General features: G+C 50.6%; 13 protein-coding genes. All 13 read right to left on the bottom strand.

The window, feature by feature from the left end; translation table 11 throughout:
* Window positions 1-19 precede the first annotated feature (19 nt).
* Window positions 20-1186, bottom strand: coding sequence for a glycosyltransferase (locus AWR27_RS10320; RefSeq protein ID WP_077131104.1), 1167 nt, complete (start codon window positions 1184-1186; stop codon window positions 20-22).
* Complete coding sequence (locus AWR27_RS10315; RefSeq protein ID WP_077131103.1) at window positions 1186-2556, bottom strand: hypothetical protein; 1371 nt, start codon at window positions 2554-2556, stop codon at window positions 1186-1188. Before AWR27_RS10315 ends, AWR27_RS10320 begins: the two co-directional genes overlap by 1 nt.
* Window positions 2557-2593: 37 nt before the next feature.
* Window positions 2594-3493, bottom strand: coding sequence for a glycosyltransferase family 2 protein (locus AWR27_RS10310; protein ID WP_077131102.1), 900 nt, complete (start codon window positions 3491-3493; stop codon window positions 2594-2596).
* A gap of 7 nt (window positions 3494-3500) precedes the next feature.
* The gene (locus AWR27_RS10305; RefSeq protein ID WP_077131101.1) at window positions 3501-4610 is read right to left on the bottom strand and encodes a glycosyltransferase family 4 protein; all 1110 of its coding nucleotides are present in this window, start codon (window positions 4608-4610) and stop codon (window positions 3501-3503) included.
* A gap of 113 nt (window positions 4611-4723) precedes the next feature.
* On the bottom strand, window positions 4724-5740 hold the full coding sequence (locus AWR27_RS10300) for a hypothetical protein (protein ID WP_077131100.1): 1017 nt from the start codon (window positions 5738-5740) through the stop codon (window positions 4724-4726).
* Between the two features lie 18 nt (window positions 5741-5758).
* On the bottom strand, window positions 5759-6781 hold the full coding sequence (locus tag AWR27_RS10295) for a glycosyltransferase (protein WP_077131099.1): 1023 nt from the start codon (window positions 6779-6781) through the stop codon (window positions 5759-5761).
* A gap of 8 nt (window positions 6782-6789) precedes the next feature.
* A complete protein-coding gene (locus tag AWR27_RS10290) occupies window positions 6790-7617 on the bottom strand; it encodes a DUF5672 family protein (protein ID WP_077131098.1) in 828 nt (275 codons plus the stop codon).
* Window positions 7614-8648 (bottom strand): glycosyltransferase family 9 protein, encoded by a 1035-nt coding sequence (locus AWR27_RS10285; protein WP_077131097.1) that lies wholly within the window; start codon window positions 8646-8648, stop codon window positions 7614-7616. The genes AWR27_RS10290 and AWR27_RS10285 overlap by 4 nt, the downstream gene beginning before the upstream one ends.
* Window position 8649: 1 nt before the next feature.
* On the bottom strand, window positions 8650-9636 hold the full coding sequence (locus AWR27_RS10280; RefSeq protein ID WP_077131096.1) for a glycosyltransferase family protein: 987 nt from the start codon (window positions 9634-9636) through the stop codon (window positions 8650-8652).
* Window positions 9633-10319, bottom strand: coding sequence for an NAD-dependent epimerase/dehydratase family protein (locus AWR27_RS10275; RefSeq protein WP_077131095.1), 687 nt, complete (start codon window positions 10317-10319; stop codon window positions 9633-9635). The genes AWR27_RS10280 and AWR27_RS10275 overlap by 4 nt, the downstream gene beginning before the upstream one ends.
* Window positions 10306-11526, bottom strand: a complete 1221-nt coding sequence (locus AWR27_RS10270) for a glycosyltransferase family 4 protein (protein ID WP_232326029.1) — start codon at window positions 11524-11526, stop codon at window positions 10306-10308. Before AWR27_RS10270 ends, AWR27_RS10275 begins: the two co-directional genes overlap by 14 nt.
* A 5-nt stretch (window positions 11527-11531) precedes the next feature.
* Window positions 11532-12188, bottom strand: a complete 657-nt coding sequence (locus AWR27_RS10265) for an acetyltransferase (protein ID WP_077131094.1) — start codon at window positions 12186-12188, stop codon at window positions 11532-11534.
* A 39-nt stretch (window positions 12189-12227) separates the two neighbouring features.
* Complete coding sequence (locus AWR27_RS10260) at window positions 12228-12941, bottom strand: WbqC family protein (protein ID WP_077131093.1); 714 nt, start codon at window positions 12939-12941, stop codon at window positions 12228-12230.
* Window positions 12942-12944: the final 3 nt, after the last annotated feature.

Raw genomic sequence — 12944 nt, 5'->3', positions numbered from 1 at the left:
ACTGACGCGAAATAACCGCTTAGTTTGAGACTTTCATAAAACCGGCCAGCATTTCCTGCGCTACGGCTTCGGGCGCATAGGGCGCAATGCGTTCCTGGGCGGCCCGGCTCATCCGGCTTATGTCGATCTCGTTGTTCATAAAAGCCAGCATATGCCGGGTTAGCTGTTCGGGCTGAGCCGGGTCAAACACAAAACCGGTTTGGTTGGGCAGCACCAGATCGGGTACGCAGCCGCAGCGGTCAGATACCACAACGGGCAGGCCACACGCCATCGCTTCGTTGACGACTAATCCCCAGGGTTCCGACAAACTTGGCAACACCAATACGTTGCTCAACGCCAGTATGTTGGGCACCTGATGCCAGGGCCGACCGGGCAGGAGTTTTACGGCGTTGGCCAGGCCAAGCGCGCTGATCTGTTTAGCCAGTGTATCGGCGTCGGGGCCATCACCCAGCAGTACCAAACCCCAGTTTGCCGAGTGCTGGGTTTTCTGGAGGGCATCGGCAAAGGCCGTGACTAAAGCAGGTAGATTTTTAACGGGAATCAGTCGGCCAACAAACACGAAGTTACTGGCTCGCAGGCCCAACAGTTGTTGTTGTTCTGTCCGGCTGACGAGTGCCTTTTCATAAGCACGTCGAAGCGCGTGGTTATCGACCGCGTTTTTGCGAAGCAGAATTTTATCGGCCTGCACACCCAACTTCAGCAGGTAATTAGCCGACTGGTTGCCGAAACAGAAAAAACCGTCGCAGCGTTGCAGAATCCAGCGTTTAAACTGCTCTTTCCAGCCACCCCGTTGCTGGTCGGCGGCTGTGCTTTCGTTCTGCATAATCACCCGAATGCCCATTGCCTTCGCCCATAATAGTAGTAGCAACTGCGCCGGGTCGTAATAACCTGTCAGTAATATCACCGTGGGCCGATGCGCCTGCACCCGGCCAAGCAGTGCCAACGCTCGTTCGCGGAGCGGCACGTCTTCTATAAACCGGTCGAAAAGCAGTTCGTATCGATAAGAGTACGTCGGGGTTGAGCTGTCGGTAGCGGTTTCCAAACCTGCCCGCGACCGTTCGTTACGGGCAATCTGCAACACCATCAGCGACGCTTTGGGCTGTTGATCGATACGTTGTTGAAGTGCCTGAAAAACGCTCGATTTATAATGCGCCCACAGGATGTTATGAACAATCAGAATGCGCATCAGGCGGGTTTTGGAACAACGTCAAAAGATTCGGTGGGAGCCGGAACGGGGTGATTTTGAAGGTGGGCCGGGAACAAATGATCGACGCCCATAAACCGAATCATCAGAGCCAGCGGGAACCAGAACGAAATCTCGAACGGTCGGCCATTGGTAAATAGCTGCACCAGAATCAGCATGTAGAAGTAGGCCAGAAACGTGCAGAGCGGGTTCGGATTTCGGCGCATAATACCGAGTGCGTAATACATGGTGAGCAGATTTACGCCCCCGAACAGCACAAAACCCAGAATACCCAAATCAACAAAAGCTTCCATAACCGGTACGTCCAGATACAGAAATTTGTATCCATAACCGAGTATCAGCCGGTGCAGGTGGCCGCCGAGCACATTGGAAAAAAATTGCGCACTAACAGACCGGTTGGCCGCCGAGTCATCGAGGGTAGCCCGGAAGCCTTCTTTGGTGCCTACTCCGACCAGTGCATAGATATTTTCTAAGTTTCGCTCGGCGAAGGCGACGATGTATCCTTCCAGAATAGCATAAACACTATAATACCTTCGGAAGAACATAATAATGACGACAACCGCCACAACCATCATCAAAATCGGAATGGGTTTTACCAAATTCCGAACGGCGGTACGGATTTGGGCCGCTCTGACGTTGAACGCAAAAAAGAATACAGCGGCCAGAATCAGAGCCACAATAGCCGACCGGGTTTGCGTCAGTACCAGAACCGCCAGATTAATAGCCCCAGCAAATACCGATAATAGCCGAAAAAGAACGTTAGTATTGGGCTGAACCAGCCAGATAGCGCAGGCGATGAAGCCCATAAACGCATTCCGGGAGAATGCGTGCGGGTTGCCTGAACCAGCATCACCGTTGTTGAGCGTAATGGTGGCCCGCTGCCCAATGGCCCAGGTCGGGTCAGTGATGAGCGCGTAAATCAGGCCGAGATTCGAGAATAGGGTGAATATAACTACTACCGGTATAAAAACCCGAATAATATCGTTCGGAATATTAATGAGCAGCAGAAGGAAAATGAGCGTGTAGGCATAATAAATCATCTCCCGGTCATGATCTTCAAAGCCTGGAACGCCGTTGTAGGCGTACATATAGAAAATGCTGAGCGATAGAAACGTAATGCTCATCCAGAACATCGTCAGGTTGGGCCGGTAGAGCCGTCGCAGTGCCGTAAAAGGTATCATCAGCACTAAGCCCATCGCAAACACAGCCGCCGTAAACGCCGTACTACCCGGAGCCAGCTTGAGCGTTTCGCGGAAAAAGAAAATCAGCGGATACCCATCGACCAGGATGCAGATGCCTACTACCATCCGCATATAGTCAAGGTCTTGCAGGATTCGGATCAGGTTTTTCATGCGTAGTCAATATGGTTAACGAAGCGAAGCGCGTTGGTTACGACCGCCCCTGCCGCAGTTGCAGCCGATGCCGGACGTAGCCAAATTCACCCTTCAATACAAATGTCATTAATTTACGGATACGGCAATATCGCTGCCAGAACGATGCACCAAGCGATGTGCGAAGCATAGGCTCGTAGCGTTCTTTCACGCGTTGATGCTCCTGAATGCCCACCGTGGCGGCAATGTTCGACGATTTGGCATCGGGTTGTATGCGAAAACCGCCCCAGAAGCCATCAACATGCCGAAACCGGACACCCGCCTGAACGCCCAGCCGGGCAATAATCTCATAATCAATCACAAAACGCAGACTCTCGTCAAGCAGCCCAAACTGCTCCAAACGACTTCGGCGAATAAACAACGACTGATTAAACACCTGCATACCCTCATAGATCTGGCATTCGGCGCAGAACGACGGTGCCCGCATTTCTTCCAGAACAACGTCTTCTTCGTCGGTAATGTACATATCGCCGAAAAAAACATCGGTTTCGGGAGCCATGCGCCAGGCGTCGGCTACGCGGTGGAAGGCTCCGGGCGCATACACATCGTCGGAATTCTGAAATGCTACAAAATCGCCGGTAGCCAGCCGAAAGCCTTTATTAATAGCATCGGTCTGTCCTTTGTCTTTTTCGCTCACCCACCCGGCCAGATAAGGCTCGTACTTCCTGATAATATCGACGCTCCCATCAGTCGAACCGCCGTCTATGATAAAATATTCTATGTTCGGATACTGCTGATTCAATACGCTCAGGATCGTTCGTTCCAGATAAACTGCCTGATTATACGAGGGCGTTACGACTGTCAGTTTCGGGAACGACTGCCCGTTGGCCGACAGGGCTGGCTGTGGCTGATAGGGCTGCGTAACAAACGCCTGGAGCGATGCGTGAGTTGAGGTCATGGATGAATTAGCAGAGGGATTGATAGACCTCCAGCGTTTGCCGGGCGGTTTTCTCACACGAAAAATGCGAAAGTCGCTCGGTGCCGCGCCGACGCAATTGATCCTGAAGTGCTTTATCAGTCAATACACGTTCAACGGCCTGCGCTATCGAATCGTCGTTTTCCGGGTCGAAATAAACGGCAGCATCGCCCGCTACTTCGGGCAGTGAGCTGCGGTCGCTCAAAATAACCGGGCACCCGCCACTAAACGCTTCGAGAACAGGAATGCCAAATCCTTCATTCAATGACGGAAAAACGAATGCCTCGGCATGTTTATACAGATTCATCAGCCCGGTATCGGTAACGGGGCGGTAATGGACGCGATTGGCTAAGCGGGCCGCATGAAACAAACCCTGCTCGTCGCGGCTAAAAGGCCCACCGCCAGCACAGACCAAATGCAAATCGGGGTGCTGCTGCAACACAGGCTGAACAGCCCGGAAAAACCCGTTAAAGTTTTTGTACAAAGGTCGTTTGCCAACGTAAAGCAAATACGAAAAAGGCACCAACGCCGGATCTGAATTTACTGAAGCGGCCTGTTCGGCCAGACTTGTGCCGAGATGAATGACGTGGATTTTTTCGGGTTCGATAGGGAAGTAGCGCAGAATCTCCTGCTTGGAAAACTCCGACACCGAGATAATGCAGTCGGCCCGACGCATTAGTTGTTTTTTTACGTCGTATAAGCCTTCGCCGAGGTCGGGATACAATTCGCCGTAGCGTTCGCTCGTGGCATCGTGAAACGTAACCGCAAATGGCTTATTGCCAATGGCTTTCAGGAAATAACGGTGGTAATAGGTGGGATGAAAAACATCGAAATTCCCCGACCGAATTCGGCTCAGACTATACTGCCGATTAAGGGCCGAAGCCAGTCGATTAACATTCATTGAACGGGCAAGGCTGCGGTAGCGCATATGCCTGCTGAACGATACCTGATCGAGGTACTCGTTGTTTGATAATCGTAACGATAACTCAAAGGCAATGTCGGATCGTTTCGAGAACGAACGCATCAGTTCAAAAAAATACCGGGAAACGCCCCCGTAACTGAGTCCCGTGAACGATTGATGGTCGTAAAGTACTTTCATGAAAAAGAAAACCTACAAACAGTAACGTTTGTATTTTTCATAGAATCGTGTCTGCAAAAGTACGATTTTTATTAATAAAACCCAGATACGCTCCTGACTTCCGCGTCAACCTCTTACCGAACGGCAGGAAGGGGAACCTGATTTACGTACTTTACCATGTTTCGTAACGAGCGCACGAGCGTATGCCGCCAGCCGCGTAAGATCACGGGTTCAGAACGTTGACCAAGGGCGGGACTTACCTGAGCAAGGGCCGGATGCAGGTGCACCGACAATGCTTGCTGATAAACGGTCAGCAGGGTGCGAACATCGGGACGGCTGGCGAGACTGAGCCGGGTCTGATGGGGGAAAAAGCCTTCATTTCGGTTGTATAGCCCTTTGAAATTGGCAAACAACAGCGGCTGATTCTGCTCTGCCGGTACTGAAACAACCCAGCCCTCAGGCGTTTTGTCTAACCGGCGTTCGGGCAAATTCCAGATGCCTGTGTGCCAGCCCGGATTTTTGATGATCTGTACGTCGCGAAAAAATACAGGTACGTGCATCAACCAGATCTGGTCGGTACAAAGCCCTTCGCAGAAGTCGATACGGGCGCGCCCTGTGGTGCGGTCCTGCCACCAAGTCAGCATTCGCGCGGTTTCATCTGACCGGCGGAAAGCCAGAAAATCGGCATTGTACAGGCCAACGTTCTGAAAAAACTTTTCGTCGGGCCATAAGCCGTCGCCCGGACTACGCGTCACGTAGGGCGTGAGCAGTAGGGTACTTTGCCGAAGCCGGTCGGTTATTAGGATTGTGCTACTGACAAAGAAAATGTTTGGATCAGCATAGATAACGTCGTCGACATCAGCGTATCGTTGAAACACATCGGCAATAAAGGCTGGTTTACAGGCAGCCGCAAATTCAGTTGGCGTATAGGCTGCCGACAAGTCAGCTAACTGACTGTCGGAGAGAAAGTTGCTGACAGGTACGAGTGGAAAGGGCGACTCGAAATTAGCCGGTAAACGGGCCGGGTCGTCGGCCAGACCAATGAGTACGGCGGGCGACGAGCCGGTTTGCAGGGGCGTCTGTCGAATAAAACTGTCGCCGAGGGCAAATGCCTGGGGCAGTTGGCGGATGTTACAAATCGTTACTAACACAGTAGGCGCAAAACTAACTCATTCAAGCAAATCGCCCAAAGCGGCCAGATAAGGCGCATACCAATTGGCGGCAACATCGGCATAGCGTTTATAATTACCCTGACGCAAACTGTTCAGCACGGGGCCAAGCCGTTTGATTCGGTCGTGTGGCAGGCAGGAACGCATGGTGAAATGGGATAACCGCCTGCGTAACAGTGGGATACCCGGCGCATCGGGCGATACTCGTTCCGATAGAAGGCGATTAATCACAGTCAATTGTGCCTGTTTCTCGCGTAGTGGAGCCAGTTTTTTGGCCCGATGCCGGCTAAGGCGGTCGCGCAGGCGAATACGCTCCATTGGCTCTTCCACGCGCACGCCCACTTCCTGTTGGCCGTGTGTACGATAAAGCTGGAGGGGTATGTCTAAAAAATGAATCGTATTTTCGGCAGCACCAACCAAACCGATCCATCCGTCATAAATATACCCCGGAATTTCGGTTGGAATAGGCAGAATGGTTGCCAGATACGTGCGTCGAATAACGGTTGCGCAGCCCATAACTCGATTACCGTCGAGCATAACATCCATCATATCGCCTGATTTCCAGCGTTTCTGTGCCTGTTTATCAAATCGAATCCATTCCCAAAACCGGCTTTCACGCCCGTTCAGGTCTTCGTCAGTAACCCAACTGTTACAAAACGTTAGCTGCGCTTCAGGATGATCAATCATGTATTGAGTCATTCGGCTGATTTTTTCAGGCAACCAATGGTCATCCTGATCGCAGATGAAAATCAAGTCACCCGTACACGCAGAGAGGGCACCTTCAAAATTTTTATTAAAGCCCAGCCGGGTTGAATTTTGACTGATATGAACCGGAAAAGGGGCTTCGGCAGCAAGTTGTTGAAGTATCTCGATTGTATTATCGGTAGATTGGTCATCGCAGACGACCACCTCATCGGGATGCTGTTTCTGGTCAATCAAACTCTGCCATTGCTCTGGCAGATGTGCGCTGCCATTGTATGTACACATAGCAATCGAGATCGTTGGCCGTTCCGATGCAATCATTTGTTCGCTCAAATTTGGTAACCATACCGGGCAAAAATAGGCCGCCAGTAATCAGTTCCGTGAATATCCCAGGCATGGCATCCAAATGGAAGCTTGCCTTTGTTATATGTTTCAATAGCTCGTTGTGGATAAAACTCAACCGCAAAGCGCAGTGCCGTTCGGTACGATGGAATACGTAGAAACGGCCAGTAGCGATTTACTTCTATACCCCAAAAAACATCTTCGTTATACTGATCCTGATGATTTTGATGGTATTCGTTGAGCCGACTTCTAAACCGACGCAACGACGTAATCATGGTTGCAACGCGCCGGAGCGACAAGCCGCCATTTCCCACCGCGTTGAGACTGATGATTTCGCGTGGTGTGATGCCGTCTGGCTTTTTCAGGTTAAGCAGTGTGGCTATGAATTGTTTGGTTCGAAACCAGGTAGCGTCGCCCCAATTAGTGAAATCACGGTCGCGCAGCCAGGGGGCACCAATGTAGTCATAGCCGCGTTGACACCATTCCGCCAGTTCATCCTGAAAAACAAAAGCGTCTAACTGATGAATCAGCATGTAGGTAAAGTCAGTAAACGCCTGATAAAATTCTTCAGCCAGCATAAGTTGATTGTATCCCTGTATGCTGGCAAAATAGTGTTTATCGAACGTTCGCACCGTCAAAGTTGGGCATATTTCTCGGTATTCGGAAATAGAAAGCCCATGCGGAGCCACTAAAATAATGGGGTAGCTACCTAAAATACGAACGCATTGCGTTAATGCGATGCGTTCGTAGGCGGTTAGTTGCGTTTTGTATACGGGTACTACGACGGCTACTTGTGCCGCTGATTTATTCATCATACTAATTTGGGCTGACCCAGCCGCTGCTCCACTGCCCGTTGCACCCAGGCATAGGGAAGTTCGGCGCAGGGATGACCAATATTGTTTACTATCGTAACGCCGTCGCCACGCTTGTAACGGCCTGAGTAAGGCAAATAACGCACAAAATTAAACAGTTGGCCCAATAAAATAACACCGTCTATATGACCTGCATTAGCCATGTGTGCCGGACCGCTGTCGATGCCAATAAATAAGCGGGCCTGCTCAATAACAGCCGCCGTTTCCAGTAAATTCAACTGACCGCATAAACTTCGGAAGCGGGGGTGCTCCAGATTAACAACCGGCTGTAAACCCACTTCGACAATTGAGTGCGGATAATTGGCTAACAGCCAGCTCACCAACTGATTCCAATGTTCGGCAGGCCAATCGCGCAGTACGTGGCTCGATTGGCAGTGAATAACGATAGGACGCGGAGGTAAATGGAGCGATGCTACCTGACTGCGAACGGAGTCGGGTATGTACATCTTCGGATCGTCGGTAAGGGCGGGAAGACCTGCGGCCTGTGAGAAAACATACAACAGATCGCCCTGATCGTAATAATTATCGAACGTAAGCCCAAGCTTATCGGCGGTTGGATTTACCGGATCGCCCCCACAGTAGCGACATTTCCGATGCGAAATGTGCATGTTATACACCACGTCATAAACACCGGCTTTCAAAAGCCAATCGCGTTCGCTGGGGCATTTTTCAATCAGGAAGCCATCGAGATCGGGATGATACCGGACCAGTTCGAGGTAAGGTTCCCGCACGACCCAGATGATGTATTCATGCGGATGCTGCCGACGAACCTCGCGGGCAACCGGCTCACAGGCAATAATGTCGCCCATTTGTTCGGATAGAATAATGGCGACTATTCTGCGATTACCCAATCTGGCTTTGAGCAGACGCAGATACAGGTATTTCCGTAGAAACGACCAAACCTTACCCAATCGATGGGTATATTTATGAAATCGATAAATCCAGAGTGCCCGAAAGCGCGGCCACGAAGCCATATCAATTTGATTCTAACAACGCGATAAGTTGATTAATGGGCGAGTTGATCGCCTTTCGCACCCGCTGGTACAGTAATACCTTCGGAGGCTTAATGTACACACATGGATACCGTCGGTATTCGGTATTAAAATTTGCCAGCAGCCGCTCCCGGTAATACTCGAACAGCGGTCGGGCATCGGGCCGTTGGCTGAACGTATAACGGGTTTGGTACTTAGAGACCTCATCGGGGCGATCAGGGTTGTAACCGCTGTAATGAAAAAACTGTAATTTTTCTACCTCATTTACCATCCAGTCGCCCGTTACATGTTGCCATAACTGCCGTTCGTGTAAATTCCAGTAGGCTACATTATAGCCTAAATGCCGCTCAATCAGCACATTGTTGTGATACACGGGCGCAAAATTAACCCAGTGCTGGTCAACGAACAGGCCCGCACACAGGTCAATTCGGCACTCATATACCAGACGGTCTTTCCACCAGTCGACAAACGACCGGGCCGTGCCGTCATTTCGCAAACCAATGAATCCGAGATTGAAAATACCTGTATTCAAATGATGTTGCTCATTGGGCCGTTCCCAGTCGGGTGTTGGCGAACAGGTATGGGGCGTTAGTACGAGACTATGCTGCTCCAATGCCTGATTCAAACCGGTTAAAGGCTGATAAACGATTATATCAGGGTCAAAGTAAATAATTTTAGTGACTTCTGAATATGATTTATAGAAATAATCGATGTAAAAAGGTTTAACGGCAGTATTTAATTCAGTTATGTCATACCGGTCGCACATGGCCGCAAAGTTGGGAATTCCAATTTTGTCGACCTCCAGCATGGTATATTCCGGCATCAGTTCATCGGGCAAATTCGCTACATTCAGCTTATCAACCAAACCGATTACATACTGATAATCAGGGTTTGTTTGCCGGAGCGAGTCGCCTAACGTGCGGGCCTGAGCCAGATAGTTAATCGAACAAATGGTAAAGACAAGTGTCATAGGTAATATTTCCGAAGTAAGCGCAATAAATAAGGGTGCGGTTGCCAGTCGGCATCATTAATGGGTATTAAATCGTGGATGTACGTATCAAATGAAAAAGGAAGCCCTTTCGCAATCAGTTCGTACCGCGCTTTCCGGTTTGTATGCATTTCAATGGCCTCAACAATCTGGAGCGGACTGACCGAGTACGGATTAGCGATGACGACTAATTGATTCCAGCGGGCCGGGTTCGTTATGCAGTGTGTCACGGCTTCATATAAATCATCCAGATCAATCAGGTTGCGGGTGGCATATTGCCAGATGGTAAATGGCTCATCCTGCTGAATCCGTTCCCAAAAATAATTCAGAATTGTGTGCGGATTACCAGGGCCACCCACCACGTTCGACGCCCGAACTATCAGGTAGTGGATTGCCCGGCTGCTGATGAGTTCTTCCATTGCCAGCTTGTGGGCTACGTAGGCCGACCCCTGTTCGGTGGGGTCATTGATGCTGCCGGTGCTAAAATACACGAAAAGACGCTCACCAGCCTGCGCCAGCGTAGTTTCGACCAACTGCCGTTCGCGGGCGTATGGTTCAGAACGCGTTTCCTTGGAATTCGATACGCCCGATGCAAAAATTACGACGTTATCATTAGCATGATAGTCGCTGAATCGTTGGGCAATCATCCCGCTACCGATTACCATAGCGGGCAGATGAAGGTTGGTGGAAAACGAATGTGTCAAGGTCAGCCAATAATTTCGGAGCCAGTACGGCTACATCATGAGCCAGGGCGCGGTCGTAGAACACAGCCCCCAGCCGAATTCGTTCGTCGGAATTATCGGCCAGTCGAATTAATGCAGTCACCATTACCGACAAGTCGGCATATGGAATCAGGCAACCCGTATCGGTGCCAACAAAATCGGAGCTACCGCCCGACCCGGCAAAACTTAGCACCGGATTGTGGTTCAGCCCGGCTTCCAGCATAACGAGCGGGTAGGGGTCTTCGCGTGAGGTTAGCGTAAATATGTCGAAGCAGGCTACATAATCCAGATAATCGCCACCCGGCGGCAGCATATGCACCCGGTCGTTCATGTTCATGCGGTCGAGGTCGTAGCGGAGCCGACGGGTTTCTTCGCCAGCATCGGGTACGCCCACCCACACAAAATGCATGTCGGGTCGCTGGTTCAGTACCTGCCGGGCCACCAGCAAAAACAAATCGACGCCTTTGCGCCACTCAGCATTGCCGCAACCGCCCACCACCACTGCATCTGCTGAAATACCTAATCGCTGCCGAACCGCCTGTCGATCAACGGCGTGTAGCTTAGTCAGCAGCGTTTCGGTGCGGATAATCGAGTTCAGCACCGACGTGTTGGCCGTGTTCAGGCCGTGGTGCCGAATCAAGTTTTGCTGTACCGCTTCGGAGCCGCAGAAAACGTGGGCTGCATACGTCAGTTCATACGTCAGGTCGTCGGGGCGGGTGTAAATCTGAATCGATGTTTCGAGTTCGTGTACATACAGCACAAATGGTAAACCCAGCGGTTCGAGCAGTCGCAGCAATCCGCCATTCGCAATCGTGTTGGCTACGATAGCATCGTATTGTTCGGCCCGCAACGTTTGCAATAACTCTGCCAGACGTGGCAGATTATCGGCTCCGTTGGCAGTGGTTTTAAGCCCAATTTTGGTCAGTAACCGTTTCGGCAACCCAGCCGACTGATTTGCCTTACCTGATGCAAAAGCCCGGTAAACGGTTGTAACGCGTTCGTAATCGGCCATGAGTGGCCCGTCGGCACTTAATACCAGGCCGGTTTGCATGCCTGTTTCGCGCAAATACGTTAGCAGGTGCAACAGCAGATATTGCGCCCCTGCCCGATTGGCATCATGGCCGATGAATAACAGCTTTTTCAGAGACAAATGGGTTAATAGGCTTCGTAGCTGGGTTTGGGGAGTTTTTTGGCTGGATTGCCGATATACAGACCCCACTCGTCGGTGTCTTTGTAGATGGCCGATGCCATGCCAACCAGCGTTCCCTGGGCGATGTGCAGAAAATCGCGGATGGTGCTGTTGACACCGAAAAAGCAATACGGCTCAATAACACAGTGGCCCGACATGACTACGTGCGAAGTAAAGAAAACGTGGTCTTTAATTTGCCCGTGGTGGCCGATATGATTGCCACTCCACAGCACTACGTTGTTGCCAATGGTGGTAAACGGCTGAATGGTATTATCTTCGAGAATAAAGCAATTTTCGCCAATCTGATTACCGAAGAGAGTAGCTTTTGAGCTGATGTAGCTGATAAATTCGTAGCCCTTTGCTTTGGCTTCGAGGTAGATACGTTCCCGGTTGCGGTTCATGTTCCGGCCCGTCATTGGCGCGAAAAATTTGTATTCCTGCGGAGGAAACAAGGTTTCTACGTCTTCAAACGCCACTAATGGCAGACCGCGAAACTCAGTTTGCCCGTTCATATACTCGCGGCTTACCGTAAAGGCAGCTACTTCGTGTTCGGAGTCGTGGGTAAGGTAAAAATGCGCCAGTTCGGCGGTGTCCATTACCCCAAAAATGATAACGTTTGCCATAGTTTAGTGCGTGAATGAGTGAAGCTACCTATCCACTGCTTATAAAAGTTCATACTCGGTTAGCATTGCCTGCACCGTCGGCACGTCGCACCACATCAGAATATCCACAACCGACAGCCACGGAATAAATTCGCTGTTGTCGGTTGCCCGCACCGACTGTTTGTATATGACCTGTTTCGCTTTGATAAAGTTGAGTTCGATTCCGGCATTGGCAAAGGTTGGTTTGTCGTATAATTCAGTGCCGCCAATGGGGTTGATATACCGTGTGGCGTTCGTTTGTCGGCAAATATCCAGAATACGCTCCTGGGCTTTCAAGTCGGCGTTGTTATAAATCGATGACGACGGTACCAACTGCGTCTGTAAGTTGAGGTATTGGTTCAACTCAACCAAACTTGTATGAACCAGGTCGGCAATGGAATCGGTCGCAAAATTGATAATTTTTTCGGTTAGCGGCATTACCGTTTCATAATGAGGAGCTTTGCGATACCCCTGTTCAATGGTTTTCAACAACTTACCCCGCCACTTCGGGTCATCGGCCAGGTGTACTTCGTTGATTCGTTTGTTCTGACTGGCGTCTTTGAGCGGCACCGTGAACAGGTACTCCTGCCCGTTTATAAGCAGCTTGTTGCGATTAATCCAGCCCCGGTTAATAAATGCTACGTCATCGTATAGAACAAACGTATCGACGGCCTTCATCAACTGCATGTAGCCAATGTAGGGCAGGAAATACGGCTGCATTATGGCGAGTGTCATAGG

Origin of the sequence: Spirosoma montaniterrae, assembly GCF_001988955.1 — a bacterium.
Taxonomy (GTDB): Bacteria; Bacteroidota; Bacteroidia; order Cytophagales; family Spirosomataceae; genus Spirosoma; species Spirosoma montaniterrae.
The sequence above is the reverse complement of the archived record's forward strand: the minus strand, read 5'-3'. Positions and strand labels throughout refer to the sequence as shown.

Bases quoted from the DNA above. Each gene is read 5' to 3' on its own strand.
- AWR27_RS10275 (WP_077131095.1), bottom strand. From the start codon at position 10,319: ATGGTAATCGGTAGCGGGATGATTGCCCAACGATTCAGCGACTATCAT.
- AWR27_RS10290 (WP_077131098.1), bottom strand. From the start codon at position 7,617: ATGATGAATAAATCAGCGGCACAAGTAGCCGTCGTAGTACCCGTATAC.
- AWR27_RS10295 (WP_077131099.1), bottom strand. From the start codon at position 6,781: ATGATTGCATCGGAACGGCCAACGATCTCGATTGCTATGTGTACATAC.
- AWR27_RS10305 (WP_077131101.1), bottom strand. From the start codon at position 4,610: ATGAAAGTACTTTACGACCATCAATCGTTCACGGGACTCAGTTACGGG.
- AWR27_RS10260 (WP_077131093.1), bottom strand. From the start codon at position 12,941: ATGACACTCGCCATAATGCAGCCGTATTTCCTGCCCTACATTGGCTAC.
- AWR27_RS10280 (WP_077131096.1), bottom strand. From the start codon at position 9,636: ATGACACTTGTCTTTACCATTTGTTCGATTAACTATCTGGCTCAGGCC.
- AWR27_RS10285 (WP_077131097.1), bottom strand. From the start codon at position 8,648: ATGGCTTCGTGGCCGCGCTTTCGGGCACTCTGGATTTATCGATTTCAT.
- AWR27_RS10315 (WP_077131103.1), bottom strand. From the start codon at position 2,556: ATGAAAAACCTGATCCGAATCCTGCAAGACCTTGACTATATGCGGATG.
- AWR27_RS10310 (WP_077131102.1), bottom strand. From the start codon at position 3,493: ATGACCTCAACTCACGCATCGCTCCAGGCGTTTGTTACGCAGCCCTAT.
- AWR27_RS10265 (WP_077131094.1), bottom strand. From the start codon at position 12,188: ATGGCAAACGTTATCATTTTTGGGGTAATGGACACCGCCGAACTGGCG.
- AWR27_RS10320 (WP_077131104.1), bottom strand. From the start codon at position 1,186: ATGCGCATTCTGATTGTTCATAACATCCTGTGGGCGCATTATAAATCG.